Annotated in this window: 16 protein-coding genes; 9 read left to right on the top strand and 7 right to left on the bottom strand. The window is 75.5% G+C overall.

The features are described from left to right. Positions 1–192: 192 nt before the first annotated feature. The 3 genes from BUE43_RS33910 (at position 193) to BUE43_RS31250 (ending at position 2,047) form a co-directional block, all read left to right on the top strand. Positions 193–630, top strand: coding sequence for a hypothetical protein (locus BUE43_RS33910; protein ID WP_073489961.1), 438 nt, complete (start codon positions 193–195; stop codon positions 628–630). 390 nt (positions 631–1,020) lie between these two features. Continuing rightward, positions 1,021–1,716 (top strand): sigma 54 modulation/S30EA ribosomal C-terminal domain-containing protein, encoded by a 696-nt coding sequence (locus BUE43_RS31255; protein ID WP_200797736.1) that lies wholly within the window; start codon positions 1,021–1,023, stop codon positions 1,714–1,716. Between the two features lie 61 nt (positions 1,717–1,777). Next, complete coding sequence (locus tag BUE43_RS31250; protein ID WP_073489959.1) at positions 1,778–2,047, top strand: DUF1876 domain-containing protein; 270 nt, start codon at positions 1,778–1,780, stop codon at positions 2,045–2,047. Between the two features lie 42 nt (positions 2,048–2,089). Here the strand turns inward: BUE43_RS31250 and BUE43_RS31245 are convergent, their stop codons facing one another. Both BUE43_RS31245 and BUE43_RS31240 read right to left on the bottom strand, forming a co-directional pair. Beyond that, positions 2,090–3,226, bottom strand: a complete 1,137-nt coding sequence (locus BUE43_RS31245) for an NAD(P)/FAD-dependent oxidoreductase (protein ID WP_073489958.1) — start codon at positions 3,224–3,226, stop codon at positions 2,090–2,092. Between the two features lie 413 nt (positions 3,227–3,639). After that, positions 3,640–3,843: a cold-shock protein gene (locus tag BUE43_RS31240; RefSeq protein WP_073489957.1), complete on the bottom strand. Its 204-nt coding sequence runs from the start codon at positions 3,841–3,843 to the stop codon at positions 3,640–3,642. A 231-nt stretch (positions 3,844–4,074) separates the two neighbouring features. Here BUE43_RS31240 and BUE43_RS31235 point away from each other — a divergent pair, with 231 nt between their 5' ends. After that, positions 4,075–5,499 carry an amidase gene (locus tag BUE43_RS31235; protein WP_073489956.1) on the top strand — a complete coding sequence of 475 codons (1,425 nt, stop codon included), beginning with the start codon at positions 4,075–4,077 and terminating at the stop codon, positions 5,497–5,499. 78 nt (positions 5,500–5,577) lie between these two features. Here the strand turns inward: BUE43_RS31235 and BUE43_RS31230 are convergent, their stop codons facing one another. The 5 genes from BUE43_RS31230 to BUE43_RS31210 all read right to left on the bottom strand — a co-directional run bounded on the left by BUE43_RS31230 (position 5,578) and on the right by BUE43_RS31210 (position 10,164). Further along, positions 5,578–6,747 (bottom strand): hypothetical protein, encoded by a 1,170-nt coding sequence (locus BUE43_RS31230; RefSeq protein WP_143174512.1) that lies wholly within the window; start codon positions 6,745–6,747, stop codon positions 5,578–5,580. Positions 6,748–7,144: 397 nt separating this feature from the next. Then, positions 7,145–7,330 carry a hypothetical protein gene (locus BUE43_RS31225; protein WP_073489954.1) on the bottom strand — a complete coding sequence of 62 codons (186 nt, stop codon included), beginning with the start codon at positions 7,328–7,330 and terminating at the stop codon, positions 7,145–7,147. Between the two features lie 7 nt (positions 7,331–7,337). After that, positions 7,338–8,642 carry an SPFH domain-containing protein gene (locus tag BUE43_RS31220; RefSeq protein WP_073489953.1) on the bottom strand — a complete coding sequence of 435 codons (1,305 nt, stop codon included), beginning with the start codon at positions 8,640–8,642 and terminating at the stop codon, positions 7,338–7,340. 11 nt (positions 8,643–8,653) lie between these two features. After that, positions 8,654–9,082, bottom strand: coding sequence for an NfeD family protein (locus BUE43_RS31215; RefSeq protein ID WP_073489952.1), 429 nt, complete (start codon positions 9,080–9,082; stop codon positions 8,654–8,656). Between the two features lie 266 nt (positions 9,083–9,348). Further along, the gene (locus BUE43_RS31210) at positions 9,349–10,164 is read right to left on the bottom strand and encodes a DUF3097 domain-containing protein (RefSeq protein ID WP_200797740.1); all 816 of its coding nucleotides are present in this window, start codon (positions 10,162–10,164) and stop codon (positions 9,349–9,351) included. A 134-nt stretch (positions 10,165–10,298) separates the two neighbouring features. Here BUE43_RS31210 and BUE43_RS31205 point away from each other — a divergent pair, with 134 nt between their 5' ends. From BUE43_RS31205 to BUE43_RS31185, 5 genes are all read left to right on the top strand, one after another. Further along, on the top strand, positions 10,299–11,411 hold the full coding sequence (locus tag BUE43_RS31205; protein ID WP_073489951.1) for a phosphatase PAP2 family protein: 1,113 nt from the start codon (positions 10,299–10,301) through the stop codon (positions 11,409–11,411). A 97-nt stretch (positions 11,412–11,508) separates the two neighbouring features. Next, positions 11,509–12,759 carry an aminotransferase class I/II-fold pyridoxal phosphate-dependent enzyme gene (locus BUE43_RS31200; RefSeq protein ID WP_073489950.1) on the top strand — a complete coding sequence of 417 codons (1,251 nt, stop codon included), beginning with the start codon at positions 11,509–11,511 and terminating at the stop codon, positions 12,757–12,759. An 84-nt stretch (positions 12,760–12,843) separates the two neighbouring features. After that, entirely contained in the window at positions 12,844–14,025 is a 1,182-nt protein-coding gene (locus BUE43_RS31195; RefSeq protein WP_073489949.1) for a GNAT family N-acetyltransferase, read from the top strand. Beyond that, positions 14,022–15,065, top strand: a complete 1,044-nt coding sequence (locus BUE43_RS31190) for an NAD-dependent epimerase/dehydratase family protein (RefSeq protein ID WP_073489948.1) — start codon at positions 14,022–14,024, stop codon at positions 15,063–15,065. The genes BUE43_RS31195 and BUE43_RS31190 overlap by 4 nt, the downstream gene beginning before the upstream one ends. Before the next feature lie 55 nt (positions 15,066–15,120). Then, complete coding sequence (locus tag BUE43_RS31185; RefSeq protein ID WP_073489947.1) at positions 15,121–15,915, top strand: hypothetical protein; 795 nt, start codon at positions 15,121–15,123, stop codon at positions 15,913–15,915. Positions 15,916–16,744: the final 829 nt, after the last annotated feature.

Here is a 16,744-nt window from a genome sequence, read left to right as displayed (position 1 = left end):
CCTTCCGGCTTGGTCACGATTCGGCCACGAAGCCAGCAGGCTAGGGGACGCCCGCAGGGGCCCGCCTCCCGACCCCGGCACACCGTCGTCGGCGCAGGTCAGCCCGGCCGGATCGGGGTCGTCGGCGGGTGGGCCGCCGCGATGCGCACTACCGTCAACGGCACAGGGGGGCGCGTGCGAGGAGGAACCGTCGTGGGTGGCGTGATCATCTACGAGCCGGAGCCCGGCTCCCCACTCCAGGACCTGCCCTGGATCGTCACGTTCCGCTCCTGGGACGACAGCTGGGACCCGTTCGTCTGCGGCCCGTACGAGCGGGCGCACGCGATCGGGTTGGCCGAGGCGGTCGCGGTGGACTCGGAGGACGTGCTCGCCGACGTGGAGCCGCTGCTGCCGGCGATGACCCCCGAGGACGTGCTGGCCGACATCGCCGAGCTGCGGGCGGCCGCCGACGCGGAGACCGTCAGCCCGAACGGCGAGAGCGACGAGGAGCCCGAGGACCTGGTTCCCGCCGAGACGCCGCTGCCCGCCCCGGAGGAGGTGCGGGCCGGGATGGGGCGGGTGCTGCGGCGGCTGCTCACCGAGGGCGAGGAGCCGGAAGGCGGGACGGCGGGCGACGACGCGGGGCGCTGACCCCTCGCCCGTCGCACGACCCGCGCCACGACGCGAACGGTTCGGCGCGGAAGAACCCCCGGGCGGGCGCCGGCCGATGACGTCGGGGTCGCCCACCTCCGCCGCTGTTCCCCGCACCGGCGACAACACGGGCCACCAAACCGGGCGTCGGCTCTGGCATACCCACCCCGAACAGCGCAAACTGGGCAGTGCGGCGTGCGACCGCGCGGACGGGCGGGGCCGGTTCGGCCCGACGTCGGCCGTCTCCACCTGATGCCTCCGCCCGCCACCAGCGGCAGTTCCCGCGCTCCGCCGGCCCCGGACGCCGGCGGGCGCCGACCGCGGGAGGTCGCGATGAGAGGCTCGCCCACATCGGTGATGCCCAACGTTCGGGTGCAGGCGGGGGGTGGGGTGTCGGCCAGAGCGCAGGACTACGCCAGGGACAAGGTGCTCGCCCTGTCCCGCTGCTGTCCCGGTCCGGTGCCCTTCGCGCGGGTCAGGCTGACGAGGTCCCACGACCCCTCGGTGCCGACCCCCGCGCTGGTGCAGGTGAACCTGGAGGTGACCGGGACCGAGGTGCGCGCCCAGGCGGCGGCCCCCACCTTCACCGAGGCCGTCGACCTGGTGCAGGACCGGCTCCGGGAGCGCCTGCGCCGGTTGGCCAGGACCAGCCGCAACCGGCACGGCGCCGAGCCGCGCGGGGTGCCGACGCCCAGGGGTGCCCTCCCCGCCGAGGAGCCCCGGGTCGTGCGGCACAAGACGTACGCGCCGGAGCGGGTGACACCGGAGGAGGCCGCGTTCGACATGGAGCTCATGGACTACGACTTCTTCCTCTTCCGCGACGCCACCACCGACCAGGACAGCGTGGTGTTCCGCGACGCCACCGGCCAGCCCCGCCTGGTGCGGATGCGGCCGGCCGGGGTGAGCCCGACGCCGTTCCCGCTGGCCGGCGCGGCCGCGCCGCGCCTGACGGTCGGCGAGGCGGTGCGGCGGCTGGAGACGACCGGCGACCGGTTCGTGTTCTTCGCCGACACCCGGACCGGGCGGGGGCACGTGGTCTACCGCCGCTACGACGGGCGCTACGGGCTCATCAGCCCGGTTCGCTGACCCGGCGCGGGGAACCCCGGTGGACGCGGGCACCGACGGTGGGCGAACGAGGAGGCCGATCATGGCGAACAAGATGTGGAACGTCCAGATCACCATCAGCGAGGTCGACCGGATGACCAGGGCCGAGGCCCGGCTGAGCGGGAAGGACTCCGAGGAGCTGGTCGGTCAGGGCACGGCCCGGTGCAACCCGGCCGACGAGAACGTCCCGAGCATCGGCGACGAGCTGGCCGTGGCCAGGGCGTGCTCCGACCTCGCGCACCAGCTCCTGCACGCGGCGGCGAAGGACATCGAGTCGCACACCCACGAGCGGGTGCAGCGGTTGCGGACCTGACCCGTCGCCGGCGGCGTCGTTCCGGCCCGCGCGGTGCCGCTGTCACCGCGCGGGCCCGGACGGGGCCGCGGCCCGGTCCGGTCGGAAGTCCGCCAGGTCCGGCGACGGGCGGCGGTCCAGCGCGAGCTCCGCGGCGACCGCGCCGACGAACGGGCCGAGGGTCAGGCCGTTCGCCCCGAGACCGGTGGCGACGACCAGCCCGGGGTGCGCGGGCACGGTCCCCAGCACCGGCCGGTCGTCCCGGCTCGCCGGTCGGAAGCCCACCCGCAGTTCGCCGACGGTCGCCTCGGCCAGCGCCGGGGCCACCGCCAGCGCGCCGTCGAGCACGTGCCGCAAGCCACCGGCGGTCATCCGGTGGTCGAAGCCCGCGTTCGGCTCCCTCGTCGCGCCGACGACGATCCGGGAACCGGGGAAGCCCACCAGGCAGTGGTCGCCGAAGGTCATCGTCACGGGCACCTGGTCGGTGACCGCGCCCGGCAGGTGGAGGTGCGCGAGCTGACCCCGCATGGGGTACACCGGCAGGTCCACCCCCAGCGGTCGGCACAGCTCCGCCGACCACGCGCCGGCCGCCACGACGACGGCGTGCGCGCCGAGCACCTGCCCGGCGATCTCCACCCCGGTGACCCGCCCGCCGGCCGTCGTCAGCCGCGCCGAGCCGCTCCGCCGACGCGCGCCGTGCCGCTCGGCGGCCGACAGCAACGCGTCGCGCAGGATGCGGCCGTCCACCCGTCCCGCCGCCGACACGCGCACCCCGGCGAGCTCCGAACTCAGGCCGGGGAACACGCGCGCCGGCTCGCCGGGTTCGAGCAGGTCGACCTCGCCCAGCGCCCACCGCTCCCGGTCGCGCAGGCGCGTCAGCTCGTCCCGAGCCCGGCGCAGCGCGCCCACGTCCTCGCTGATCCGCAGCCCGCCGACCTGGGCGTACCCGGTCTCGGCGACGCCGCCGACCTCGCCCAGCGCGGCGAGCAGCAACGGGTAGTGCTCGGCGGCCGCGAGCCACAGCGCCCTGGTCGCCGCGTGCGGCTCCCCGACCGGCCAGGGGAAGACCACCCCGGCGCCGACGGCGCTGGCCTGCCCGGCGTCGGCGCGGTCCACGACCAGCACGTCCGCGCCCTCGATCGCCAGGTGGTAGGCCGCGCTGGCGCCGACGACCCCGGCGCCCACCACGATCACGCGCATGCCCCCACCCTGCCCCGTCCGCCCAGCAGGGGGAACCCACGTCACCCGACACGCCGAGGGGACGGGTCACCGCCGCGCGGTGGTGCCGGGGCAGGACGGCCCGGGCGGAAGCCAGGCCATCCGGAAGCCCCCGCGCCTGGCCGTCCCGACACGCGCCGGGACGCCGGTCGCTCGGAGACCTGGGAATGACGGACAGGGGTTCAGCGTGGTGGGGACTCGACCGCGGGCCGACGCGCAATCCCTGTCAACTGATCGTCGGGCCGGCCGGACCACGCTCCGCGGCGGTGGCGGCCACGCCGTGTCCGGTGGACTCGGCACACGCCACGCCCCGACACCGCGTCGGCTCCGGAACCAGGCGCGCCGTCCGGCGCTGTCCGGAAGCGGTGGTGGTCCGGCCGCCCGACCCCGACGCGCTAGATCGGCCTGACCTTCTCCGCCTGCGGCCCCTTCGGGCCCTGCGTGACCTCGTACTCGACCCGGGCTCCCTCGTCGAGGGACTTGTACCCGGTGCCTTCGATGGCCGAGAAGTGCACGAACACGTCCGGGCCCTGGTCGTCCTGGGAAATGAAGCCGAAACCCTTGTCGGGGTTGAACCACTTCACGGTGCCGGTTGCCATCTTCCACGTTCCTTCGCCCAGCCTGGCGGACCGGCTCGGCCGGCCCGTCGCCCCGGCTGTCGCCCGGGTGTCTCATCGTCCCTCGCGACGGCGACCGGCCGCAGGTGTGACCGCCAGGATCACCTGTTCGAGACCGGCGCCGCGACCCGCTCGACGGGGCGGGCGCGCGCGGCCGAGGAACCCGGACGATCACCCTGGCCGGGTCGCCCTACCGGTCAGTACTGTCCGCGCATGGACCGCACCGACCTCTGCTTCGCCGGTCCCACCCGGCAACTGGAGCTCATGCGCGCCGGGGAGCTCACCGCCACCGAGCTGGTCCGGGCCTACCTGGAGCGGATCGAGCGCTTCGACCGCGAGCTGAACGCCTACCGCGTCGTGCTGGCGGACTCGGCGTTGGCGGCCGCCGCCGAGGCCGACCGGCTCCGGGCGCGGGGCGCGGACGCCCCGCTGCTCGGCGTGCCCCTCGCGGTGAAGGACGACGTCGACCTGGCCGGCGAGGTGACCGCGTTCGGCACGCAGGCGGTGACCACCCCGCGCCGGCACGACGCCGAGCTGGCCCGCCGGCTGCGCGCGGCCGGCGCGGTGGTCCTGGGCAGGACCCGCATGCCCGAGCTGGGCATGTGGCCGGTGACCCAGAGCGCCTTCGCCGGCGCGACCCGCAACCCGTGGTCGCTGGAGCACAGCGCCGGCGGCTCCAGCGGCGGTTCGGCCGCCGCGGTGGCCGCCGGGCTGGCGAGCGCGGCCATCGGCTCCGACGGCGCGGGCTCGATCCGCATCCCGTCCGCCGCGACCGGGGTGTTCGGCCTGAAACCGCACAACGGCCGCATTCCCCTGCACCCGCACGGCGGCCACTGGACCGGGCTGACCGCGGCCGGCCCGATCACCCGGCGCGTCCTGGACTGGGCGCTGCTGGCCGACCAGCTGCACGGCCCGCTGGCGGCGGAGCCGGACACCGCCCTGCCGGCGCCGCCGACCTCGTTCGTCCGGGCCGCCGCCCAGCCGCCCGGCCGGTTGCGGATCGCCGTCTCCACCCGGGGCATGGCCGCCGCGACCCGGGTGCACCCGGAGGTGCGCTCCGCCCTGGCCGACACCGCGCGACTGCTCCGCGAGCTGGGCCACGAGGTGGTCCGACTCGACCCCGACCTGCTCGACCCGACCGGCATGGCGGTGTTCGCCCCGCGCTACCTCCGCGCGGTGGCCGAGAGCGCGGCCGACGTGGAGCACCCGGGCCGGTTGGAGCGCCGCACGAGGATCGCCAGCGCGCTGGGGCGCGCGCTCGGCCCCGCCCACCGTCGGCTGCTGGCGCTGGGCGCCCGCGCCGCCGAGCGCGCCAACCGCGTGTTCGACCGGGCCGACGTGCTGCTCACGCCGACGCTGCCCCGCCCGGCGATGCCGGTCGGGGAGCTGGAACGGCACGCCACGGTCCCGGCGCTGGTCAAGGCGAGCCGCTACGTGGCCTTCCTGCCGCTGTGGAACATCGCCGGCAATCCCGCCGCCTCAGTCCCGGCCGGCTTCACCCGGTCGGGGTTGCCGCTGGCGGTGCAGTGCGTGGGCCGACCGCACGACGAGTGCACGCTGCTGTCGCTGGCCGCGCAGATCGAGGCCGCGCGCCCCTGGGCCGACCGCCGGCCCCCGCGCTACGCCGCCAACGGATGACCGTCACCGCGACGCGCGGCCGGACGCCTCCCCGGACGGGGCACGGCCCCGCGCCGTCCCCGTCTCCGGGAGAGCCGGTCAGAACCCGCGCTGGGTGAGCGCGTCGAGCAGCTCCCGGTCGGCGACGTGCCGCGTCTTGACCTCGTCGAGGTAGTGCGTGAAGTCGTCGGGCCGGCCGCTGCGGTCGGCCACCACGCGGAGCTGGTCGAGCAGCTCGGGCACCTGCGCGGTGGCGGCGCAGGGCTGGGCGAGCTGGCGTTCCACGAGCCGCCGGTAGACGGTCAGCGCCTGCTCGGGATGGGTGTCGGCGCGGCCGTGCGCCAACGCCGACCAGGTGTCCTCGTCGCAACCGCGGTCCTGGGCCACGCGCCACGCCGCCTCGTGGTCGCCCTCCCACAGCAGGATGCGCACCAGCGTCGAGCTGCGGTCGAGGTCCTCGCGGGTGGGCTGGGCCGGGGCGTCGTCGGGGGCGAGGACGGCCCCGAGCGCCGCGCGCTCCGCCGGCCACCGGCCCAACGGCTCGGCCACGGCGCGCAACCGCAGGTAGGTGTCCAGTCCGGGGCGCTGGCGGAACGCCGAGCGCAGCAGGCCGACCGCCCGCTCCGCCCAGCCCTGCCGCAGGCACTCGTCGACGGCGAGGTCCACCAACCGGGCGGCCGCGCCGCGGCCCCTGGTCGCGGCCAGGCCCCGCTCGACCCAGCGCAGCACCTCCTCGGACCGGCCGGCCTCCTGGAGCACGGTGGCGATCCGCAGGTACTGCCACCCCGTCGACAGGTCCTTGGCGAGCACGGCCACCTGGAGGTCGACGTCGCCGGTGTGCTCGGCCAGCTCCTCCATCACCCGCAGCACCGCCCACCGCCGGCGGTCCAGCCGGGGCGGCTGGCCGAACGGCACGGTCGGGAGCTGGGCGCACAGCCGCTCGGCCCGGCGGCGGTACGCCGCCAGCCCCTCGGCCCCGAGCGCGCCGGCGTACTCGGCCAGGGTGACCTCCGGCCCCTCGGGGTGCTCGACTTGGAGGGCGAGCAGCCACTCCGCGAGCCGCACCGGGTCGGCGCCGCCGGCGCCCGCCGCCGCCGCGTGCACGGCCAGCGCCTCCTCGGCGAGCTCGCCGACCCCCGAGTCGGGGTGCCGGTCGGCGACCGCCGCGAGGGCCGTCACGAGCCGCTGCGCGAGGGGCAGCACCTCGTCGGCGCGGCCGTCATCGACGCACCGCCACAGCGAGCCGACCGCCGTTCTCAGCCGCGCCACCCGTGCGGCGTCCACGTTCCCGCCCGCGATCGCAAGCTCCCGAGCCAGCGTTCCGCGGACCAGCGCAACATCCTCGGTGCCACTGCCCACGCCGCCACCCACGAGGGGCATCAAACCGCACGACGACCCCGTTTCGTCAGGGTGGCGGGCAAGCTCGGAACGATCGGACCAACCCGCTGCGCCAACCGTGTTCCCCGCCGTCGCGGTCGGTGAGCGCCGACGCGGGCGAACGCCGGACGCGGCTGGGACGTCCGGGGCCGCAGGCCGGCCGACTCCGCCGCGGCGCTGGCCGGGAACGGCGGTTCCCCGCGCCGGGCGATAAGCCGGAAGCGCCCCGCCCGGGCACCCGCGCGGCGGGCGTGCGGGCACCCCGGCGGTGACGCCGTCGCGACGCGGCTCAGACGATCCAGTCGTGCGTCAGCCAGGTCCCGGTCAGCGGGACCAGCCAGAGCAACGTCAGGATCACCGCGCCGCACAGCAACGCGATGGCGATGGCGGCGACGAAGCCGCTGATCACGCAGCCCAACAGGCTGCTGCGCCCGCCGTCGGCGGGCCCGGGGTCCGTGGTGTCGTCCCCGATCACCGTGGCCTCACTGCTGTGGTGGCTGGTCGGACAGTTCGGTGTAGGACGCCGGCGGAACGGGCTGGCCCTGGGGCGGAACGGGCTGACCCTGGCCGATGCCCTTCGGCGCGTCCGGCGCCTCGACGGCGGCCGGCTGGGCCGGCTGAGCCGGTGCGGCCGGCGGGATCGACGGGCGGGGCAGGGACGAGCCGGACGAGCCCAGCGGGGTGAGCGGGCCGGGGACCTCCTGGCGGGCGACCGCCTCGGCCTCCTGCACCGCCCTGGCCACGCTCGGGTCCGCCGAGGTGTCGAACCAGTCGGCGATGTCCTCGTCGTCCTGCTCCGGCCGCGACGCCGGCGGCTCCTCCTTCGGCGGCTCGTAGCGGAAGACGCCGTCGGCGCCCTTGCTGCCGAGCATGGAGGCGAAGCCCTCCAACGCCTTGTTGAAGTCGCTGGGGATCACCCACACCTTGTTCGCGTCGCCCTGCGCCATCTGCGGCAGGGTCTGCAGGTAGGTGTAGGCGAGCAGCTCCGGGGTCGGCTTGCCGGCCTTGACCGCGGCGAACACCTTCTCGATCGCCTTGGCCTGGCCCTGCGCCTGCAGGTACCGGGCGGCGCGCTCGCCCTGGGCGCGCAGGATGCGGGACTGCCGCTCGCCCTCGGCGGCCAGGATCGCCGCCTGCTTGGCGCCCTCGGCGGACAGGATCTGCGCCTGCTTCTGCCCCTCGGCGCTCTTGATCGCCGACTCGCGCTGGCCCTCGGCGGTGAGGATCATCGCGCGCTTCTCCCGGTCGGCCCGCATCTGCTTCTCCATCGAGTCCTGGATGGAGGGCGGTGGGTCGATCGCCTTCAGCTCCACCCTGGCGACCCGGATGCCCCAGCGCCCGGTCGCCTCGTCCAGGACTCCCCTGAGCTGGTTGTTGATCTGGTCTCTGGAGGTCAGCGTGTCCTCCAGGCTCATCCCGCCGACCAGGTTGCGCAGGGTCGTGGTGGTCAGCTGCTCGACGCCGACGATGTAGTTGGAGATCTCGTAGACCGCCGAGCGCGGGTCGGTGACCTGGAAGTACACGACGGTGTCGATGGACACCGTCAGGTTGTCCTGGGTGATCACCGGCTGCGGCGGGAAGGAGACGACCTGCTCCCGCAGGTCGATCCGGGCGCGCACCCGGTCGAGGAACGGGACCAGGACGTTGAGCCCCGGCGGCGCGACCGTGCGGAACCGGCCGAGCCGCTCCACCACGGCCGCCTGCGCCTGGGGGATCACCAGCACCGACTTGACCACGATGGTGAGGATCAGCAGCACCAGGACTGCGACGACGACGAGCGTGACCACACCAGCCTCCTTCAGGGTCCACCCCAGACCACTGCGGTGGCCCCGGAGATCTCCATGACGGTGACCGCCCGTCCCGGCTCCAGCACCTCGGTGGGGTCGTAGGCACGAGCCGACCAGACGTCTCCGCCGATCTTCACGCGACCGCCCTGGGTGTCCACTGTAGACACCACGGTGGCGGTACCGCCGACCAACGCCTCCACGTTGGTCCTCGTCAGCTCCGGCGGCTGCAGTCGCCGCCGCAACGCCGGTCGGGCCACGGTGACCAGGCCCAGCGAGGCCACCGCGAAGACCGCCACGTCGACCAGCAGCGGCGCGCCCAGCGCCGAGGAGCCGGCGGCCGCCAGCGAACCGACGCCGAGCATCAGCAGCACGAGGTCCCCGGACAGGACCTCCACCGCGACCAGCAGCACCCCGGCGATCAGCCACAGCAGAGCGGCCATGGGGCCATCGTGGCAGAAGCGCGCGGCCGGCCGGGCGCTCCCACCCCGGTCGATCACGTCCGTGACCGACGCGTGATCTCCCGGGCCGAGCGGCGGCCATGCGGCCCAACCTGCGCCGCGAGGGCGTCGCCGGCCGGTCGGAGCACCCGCGGCCCCGGTCGGCAACCCCACCCGATGTGACGACCCGGTGTGCCGACGGAGGTCGCGGGTCGGCGTCCGGAACGGCGGGGCAGCGGCGTCTGTGGCGCCTGTGGGGTCGGCGGGGATCAGCCGGGCTCGGTCACGAAGTCGATGAGCCGCTCGACCGCGCCCACCAGAGGGGTCTCCAGGTCGCGGAAGCTCGACACCGCCGCCGAGACGCGCCGCCAGCCCTCGGCCGGGTCCCCCCAGCCCAGCGCCGCGCACACCCCCTCCTTCCACGGCACGCCCCTGGGCACCTCGGGCCAGGCGGCAACGCGCACCGCGGCCGGCTTCACCGCCTGCCAGACGTCGACGTAGGGGTGGCCGGTGACCAGCACGTGCGGGTGGTCGATCCGGTCGACGAGCCGGGACTCCTTGCTGCCGGGCACGAGGTGGTCGACGAGCACGCCGAGCCGCCGGCCGGGGCCGGGCGCGAACTCGGCGATCCGCGCGGCCAGCGCGTCGACGCCGTCCAGCGGCTCGACCACGACGCCCTCCACGCGCAGGTCGTGGCCCCACACCCGCTCGACGAGCGCGGCGTCGTGCACGCCCTCCACCCAGATGCGGCTCGCCCTGGCGGTGCGGGCGCGCAGGCCGTCGACCCGGACCGAGCCGGACGCCGAGCGCGCCGCGGGCGCGGGCGCGGGCGGGGCGGCCGGCGCGGGCCGCACCAGGGTCGCGGGCTTCCCGTCGAGCAGGAACGCCGCGGGCCGCATCGGGAACGTCCGCCGCCGGCCGTGCCGGTCCTCCAGCACCACGCCCTCCCGGTCGACCCGCAGCACGGCGCCGCAGAACCCACTGGCCGGGTCCTCCACCACCAGGCCCGGCTCGGCCGGCACCTCGGGGACGCGGGCGCGCCGGGTCCCGGCGAGCACATCACGGCCGTAGTTCACCGATCGCATGCCCATGCCCGCACCCTAACCGTTGATCCACGCGGGAGATCGCTACGCGACGTCCGCCTGCCCCCCGGCACGGCATGACCGGACGGGCGGTAGAAGGCACGAACGGGGGATGCACGTCACCCGGCCCAGGGCCGATGGAAGGACCAGTCGACCGCGCCGCGACCGAAGGTGGGCCCCCGATCACCGGAACAACCCTGAGCACGCGCCCCGTCGGTCCCGTCGACCTCCTCACGCTGACCTACCTCGCGGTGGTCGCCGGCGTGGCGGTCCTGTTCCGCGACCGGGTCGACGGCTGGCTCCCGCTCCTGGTCGGGCTCACCGGCTACGCCGCAGTGCTCGTCGGGCTGGCCGCGCTCGCGCGCCGCCGGCCGCACGACCGCCGACTCGCCTCCCTGCGGCTGGTCTGCCCGCTGCTGGCGCTGCCGTTCCTGTACGGGGCGGTCGAGCGGTACGTCCTGGTCCTGCACGGCGAGTTCCTGGACGCCAGGGTCAACGCCTGGGAACGCGCGCTGCTCGGTTTCCAGCCCAACCTCGTGCTCGACCAACTCGCGTCGCCACCGCTGACCGAGTTGCTGATGGCCTGCTACTTCTCCTATTACGCGTGTTTCCTGGTACCCCCGCTCGTGTTCCTGCTCAGGGGTCGGCCGGACCACCTCGAACGCTATGTCTTCGGTCTGCTGCTCGCCCTGTACGTGTGTTATCTCGGCTTTCTCGTCGTCCCGGTCCTCGGTCCGGCCCACGCGCTCAGGGGCGAGTTCACGACGCCGCACCTGGCCGGCCACTTCTTCGTCCCCGTGCAGGACTTCCTGATGGCCCACGGCGACCCGGTGGGGGCGTGCTTCCCGTCCTCCCACGTCGCCGGCGCCTGGACCGCGGTGCTCCTGCTCAGGAGGTGGGTGCCCCGGGCGGCGTTCCGGTGGTTGGCCGGCATCGCCGTCGGGCTGACCGTCGCCGTGGTGCACAGCCGCTACCACTACCTCAGCGACGCGGTCGCCGGCCTGCTCGTGGCGGCCGCCTGCCACCGGGTCGCGACCCGAATCCGTTTCCGAAACCCGTTCGCACCCCAGTCCCCGGAGGATTCCAGGAAAAACGATTTCGCCCCATCGGGCGAAACGGAGCCACTGGTTTGCGTGGTGGCGGGGGCGTCCGCAGAATCGGACCCCCCGAACGGCGCCGACCCGGCTCCGCGCACCCGCGCCGCACGGGCCTGCGCGCGTTCGGACCCGCGCCACCGGCGTGGACGCTGACCACCAGAAGCGACCGCCGACCACCGACCGAGGACCGCCGGGCGCCGCCGTTCCCGCGGCCCCGGCCCCCCATCCCGACAATGGACGAAAGCACCACATGAAAGACGTCTTCGACAAGTGCCGCTCGTGGGACAGGGACCGCCCGCTGAAGGAGGCGGGCATCTACCCCTTCAACCATCCGATCACCGAGGTGGGCGAGGGCACCGAGGTGGTGGTCGAGGGACGCCGCGTGATCATGGCGGGGTCCAACGACTACCTGGGACTGTCCACCGACCCGAGGGTCAAGGCGGGCGCCATCCGGGCCGTGGAGCGGTTCGGCGCCACCTGCTCCGGCTCCCGACTGCTCAACGGAACCCGCTCGCTGCACGAGGAGCTGGAGCACCGGCTCGCCGTCTTCCTCCGGCGGGAGGCGGCCCTCGTGGTCTCCACGGGCTTCCAGACGAACCTCGCGCTGGCCGCGTTGCTCGGGCCGCACGACGTGGTGTTCGCCGACCGGCACAACCACGCCTCGCTGGTGGACGCGGTCCTGCTCGGCAGCGCCGCCCACCGCCGGTACCGGCACGGCGACATGGCCCACCTGGAGCGCCTGCTCACGGCCGCCGACCCGGCGGCAGGCAAGCTGATCATCACCGACAGCGTGTTCTCGGTCGAGGGCGACCTGTGCGACCTGCCCGGCGTCGCCAAGCTCGCCGCCGAGCACGGCGCGCGGGTGGTCCTCGACTGCGCCCACGACCTCGGGCTGCTGGGCGCGCACGGCAGGGGCGCCCCGGAGCACTACGGGCTGGAGGCCGAGGTCGACCTGGTCACCGGCACGTTCTCCAAGTCCTTCGCGTCGCTGGGCGGGCTGCTGGCCGGCCCAGCGGACATCATCAACTACCTGCGGCACGTGGGCCGGTCGGTGCTCTTCTCCGCGGCGATGACCCCGGCCGCGGTCGGCGCCGCGCTGGCCGCGCTGGACGTGGTCGAGCGGGAGCCCGAGCGCCGCTGGCGGGTGCTCGACCTGGCCGAGGAGGCGCACAACGGGCTGCGCGCCCTCGGCTTCGACACCGGCCGCTCGGCCACCCCGGTCGTGCCGGTGCGCGTGGGCGACGAGACGTTGTGCTTCCGGTTCTGGGCGGAGCTGCTGGCCGCGGGGGTGTTCACGAACGCGTTCACCGCGCCGGCGGCCCCGGGCGGCGCGGCCCTGATCCGCGCCAGCTTCACCGCCACCCACACCGACGCCCAGCTCGACCGCGTGCTGGACGCCTTCGCCACGGTCGGCCGTCGGCTCGGGATCATCCCGCCGGCCCCGCCGACGGGCTACGACCCGGTGCGGATCGCGCGTCCCGCGCTCCCCGTTCCGGCGTGACCGCCCGCGCCGGTGGTCGCCATCGTGCCCAGGCACCCCTTCTGACCAGGACCGCTTCCCTGACGAGGACTGTCGGAGCAGAGCATGCGTGTTGACTCGAAACGCGCCCCCGCGATCAGGGGGCAGGACGGGGACGTGGTCGTCGAGCCGGTGCGCGACCGGCGCGACCGCGCCGCGTTCCTCCGGTTCCCGTACGCGCTCCACCGGCACGACGTCCACTGGGTCCCCCCGTGGACGCGGGAGCGCAGGGAGTTCCTGGACCGCCGCCGGAACCCCTTCTTCGAGCACGGCGACGTCGAGCTGTACCTCGCGCGGCGGGGCGGGCGGGTGGTCGGCCGGATCGCGGCGGTGCACAACCCCCGGCACAACGAGTTCCACCGCGCCAGGGACGGGTTCTTCGGCCTGTTCGACTGCGTCGACGACGTCGACGTGGCCGGGCGGCTGTTCGACGCCGCCGCCGACTGGTTGCGGGGGCACGGCCTGGCGACGGTCCTCGGGCCCACGGACTTCAGCACCAACCGGGAGTGCGGCCTCCTGGTCGAGGGCTTCGACTCACCGCCCGCGATCCTCATGCCGCACCACCCGCCGCACTACCGGGACCTGTTGACCGCCAACGGCTTCACCAAGGCCAAGGACCTGTGGGCGTGGGAGCTGGACGTGGCGGGGGGCCTGCCGGCGCGCACGGAGCGGGTCGCGGACGCGGTCCTGCGCCGGGCGGGCGTCCGCGTCCGGCCGGTGGACCTCGGCGACTTCGCCGCCGAGGTGGCGCTGATCCGGGAGCTGTACAACACGACGTGGGCCGGGAACTGGGGCTTCGTCCCCATGACCGATCGGGAGTTCCGGCGGCTGTCGGCCGAGTTGCGCCGCGTCCTGCGGCCGGAGCTGGCGCTCGTCGCGGAGGTGGCCGGGGTGCCGGTCGGGTTCGGGCTCAGCCTGCCCGACGTCAACCAGGCGTTGCTCGCGACCGGGGACCGGCACGGGCGGTACGGGTCGCCCACGCGGTGGCCCCGGCTGTGGCGCGCCACCCGGCGCATCACCCGCATGCGCGTCCTGGCGCTCGGGGTGAGGGAGGAGTACCGGGGGCGCGGGGTGGACGTGGCGCTCACGGTCGGCATGGTGCGGGGCGCCCAGCGGCTGGGCTACACCGACGCCGAGGTCTCCTGGACGTTGGAGGACAACCGGGCCGCGAACCGGGTGGCGGAGTACCTGGGCTCGACGCGGTCCAAGACCTACCGGATCTACCGGCGCCCGCTGGAGGAGCCGTGACCCGGTTCCTCGTCACCGGCGCGACCGGGTTCGTCGGCCGGCGGCTCGTCCGACACCTGGTCGGCCGGGGGCACGACGTGACGGCGCTGGTCCGGCCCACCTCGCGACGGGACGACCTCGCCGAGCTCACCGAGCTCACCGACCACAGCGCCCCCGGGCACCCCGGCGGGCGGGGCGTGCGCCTGGTCGAGGGCGACCTGGTCACCGGCGCCGGGCTCGCGGAGGCCACGCGGGGCGCGGAGTGCGTGGTCCACCTCGCCGGCGTGACCAGATCGGTGGACGCGGTCGGGTTCTTCCGGGGCAACGGGACCGCGACGCGGCGACTGGCCGCCGCGCTCGCCGAGCTGCCCGCTCCGCCCCGGCTCGTGCACTGCTCGTCGTTGGCGGCCGCCGGGCCGTCGACGCCGGGACGGCCCCGGGACGAGTCGCGACCGCCGGAGCCGGTGTCGGCCTACGGTCGGAGCAAGCTGGCTGGCGAGCAGGCGGTGCGCTCGGTGGCCGACCGGGTGTGGGCCAGCATCGTCCGTCCGCCGATCGTGTACGGGCCGGGGGACCGGCAGTTCCTGCCCACGCTGGCCGCGTTCGTGCGGCGGGGGCTGCTGCCCAGGGTCGGCCCGCGCGGCCCGCGCCTGCACTCGTTGATCCACGTCGACGACCTGTGCGTGGCGCTGCTGGCGGCGGCCGAACGCGGCGCGCGGCTGCGCGGGGACGACCGCGCCGAGGGGGTGTACTTCGTCTCCGACGGGGTGGAGCACCGGTTGGCCGACGTCGGCGCCGCGGTGGGGCGGGCGCTGGGCCTCGCCGCTCCGCGGGTCGTCCCGGTGCCCGGTCCCGTCGCCCGCGCCGCGGCCCTCGGCGCGGAGTGGGTCCAGCGGGCCCGGGGCCGTCCCGCGGTGATCACGGTGGACACGGCGCGGGAGGCAGCGTGCCCCGCGTGGACGTGCTCGCCGGCCCGCGCGCGGTGTGAGCTTGGTTTCACCGCCGCCGTCGATCTGGCCTCCGGCCTGGCTGACGCGCTGGGCGGCGACGGTGTCCGGTAATTGGGGACAGCGGCCCGGCGGACATCGTCGGCGGTTCCCCGTAACCTCGGTCGACGTGCCCTGTCCCAGTGCGACCCTGGTGGTGTGGACGTCGGCGTGGCTGCACGGAGCCGCGGCGTCCGACGACGTACTCGACGCCCTGCTGACCTGGGCCGAGGCCCACGAGGTGGTGGCGGCCGACGACGCCACGGCGCTGCGGCTGGACCTGCCGGTCGCCGGGGACCGGCCCGCCGCGCCCGCGCTGCTGCTCGCCGCCCTCCGCCGGGTGGGCGCCGCCACCGGCCGCCTGGTGCTGCCGGTGCCGGGCGACGTGCGCGGCCTGGGCGGCGACGGCGCGCTCGGCACGGCCGCGCTGCGCGCGGGCGAGGCCGTGGTGCTGCCCGGCGCGGGCCTGGGCGTCGTGCCGGAGACGGTCGCGGAGAGCGTCCTGCGGTGGACCGTGCACCCGCTGCCGCCGTTGGCCCCGGCGCCGGAGTTCCTGTCCATCGGGGAGGCCGAGCACGGGATGACCGACGCCGTGCGCGCGGCCACGGCCACCCTGGTCTCGCTGGACGTGGCGCGGCACCGGCCGAACGTGCGGGCCGAGATCGAGGCCGCGTTGCGGGCCCGGCCGAGGGTGGCGTGGCCGAAGGGCACGCCGGGTCGGGCGATCCGGGTGTTGGAGCGGGCCGCGGAGGTCGAGGCGATCCTGACCGCGGCCCGGGCCGGCGACGGCTCCGCGGTGTCGGCCTCGGCCATGCGGGGCCGGACCGACGCGTTGCGCCCGCTGTCGGACGCGGTGCGTCGCGCGCGCTGCGCCGCGATCGACGAGGCGGTCCGGGTGCTGGCCGACTCCGCTGGCCGGCACTGAGCGAACACGTACCCCGGCCGCGCGCCGGTGCTGGGCCAGCACGCGTGACCGACCTCCCACAGGACGCCGAGGACGTCGCGGACTTGGACGTGCTGACGACTGAATGTCCAGGTCACCGGTTTTCGGCGGCGCTCGCGATCGCACCCCCCGGCTGCCCGTTGACGTGACGCGCGGGGCTCAGCGAGGTCGGCCCGGTCCTGGTGGCGTGGACGCACCAGGACTCGCCGCACCCGCCCCCGATCTGAGGCCGGTACCGCGTTGACCAGTGCGCTGTAGCCGCTCGACACCGACGGCCAGCACACCGGGCAGTGGGACACCAGTCCGCGTCGACGCGGCACGCGCGGCGCTCACCGGGCCGATGCCCGAGGTCGAGCTGAGCGCGACGGTACGGCGGCAGGTTCCCGACCCCCGCTCGCGCGGTGGCGCCGGCCGCTCGCGGAGCGCGGCACTGTGGAAGAGGGCCTGCCCCGGTTCGTCGCTCTGCCGGCCGGCGCGCGGCTCGCGCTCGGCCGGCTCATCGCTGGTCTTCGCTCCCGCCGAGGACTGGCCCGGTCGCCCGGAGCGGGCGGCGTGAGCCGACGCCCTGTTGAGCGAGAGGTCGAGGGGGAGGCGGCGCGGAGCACCGAACTCCGGCAAGTGTCCACAGTGGACACTCGTCGGGTGGAGCATTCCCGAGGTTCGGCCCGGCGGGCGCGCGCCCGCCGGGCCGTCACTCGTGCGGACCAGCCGGACCAGTCAGGCGAACTGGCCGACGACGTAGCTCCCGGCGGGCTGCTGGATCGCGACGTTGACCCGGTTGAACGTGTTGATCAGAGCGATGAGCGACACC

This window comes from Streptoalloteichus hindustanus, assembly GCF_900129375.1.
In the GTDB taxonomy this organism is placed as follows: domain Bacteria; phylum Actinomycetota; class Actinomycetes; order Mycobacteriales; family Pseudonocardiaceae; genus Streptoalloteichus; species Streptoalloteichus hindustanus.
The sequence above is the reverse complement of the archived record's forward strand: the minus strand, read 5'-3'. Positions and strand labels throughout refer to the sequence as shown.

Bases quoted from the DNA above. Each gene is read 5' to 3' on its own strand.
- BUE43_RS31250 (WP_073489959.1), top strand. From the start codon at position 1,778: ATGGCGAACAAGATGTGGAACGTCCAGATCACCATCAGCGAGGTCGAC.
- BUE43_RS31240 (WP_073489957.1), bottom strand. From the start codon at position 3,843: ATGGCAACCGGCACCGTGAAGTGGTTCAACCCCGACAAGGGTTTCGGC.
- BUE43_RS31215 (WP_073489952.1), bottom strand. From the start codon at position 9,082: ATGGCCGCTCTGCTGTGGCTGATCGCCGGGGTGCTGCTGGTCGCGGTG.
- BUE43_RS31235 (WP_073489956.1), top strand. From the start codon at position 4,075: ATGGACCGCACCGACCTCTGCTTCGCCGGTCCCACCCGGCAACTGGAG.
- BUE43_RS31200 (WP_073489950.1), top strand. From the start codon at position 11,509: ATGAAAGACGTCTTCGACAAGTGCCGCTCGTGGGACAGGGACCGCCCG.
- BUE43_RS31195 (WP_073489949.1), top strand. From the start codon at position 12,844: ATGCGTGTTGACTCGAAACGCGCCCCCGCGATCAGGGGGCAGGACGGG.
- BUE43_RS31210 (WP_200797740.1), bottom strand. From the start codon at position 10,164: ATGCGATCGGTGAACTACGGCCGTGATGTGCTCGCCGGGACCCGGCGC.
- BUE43_RS31205 (WP_073489951.1), top strand. From the start codon at position 10,299: ATGGAAGGACCAGTCGACCGCGCCGCGACCGAAGGTGGGCCCCCGATC.
- BUE43_RS31245 (WP_073489958.1), bottom strand. From the start codon at position 3,226: ATGCGCGTGATCGTGGTGGGCGCCGGGGTCGTCGGCGCCAGCGCGGCC.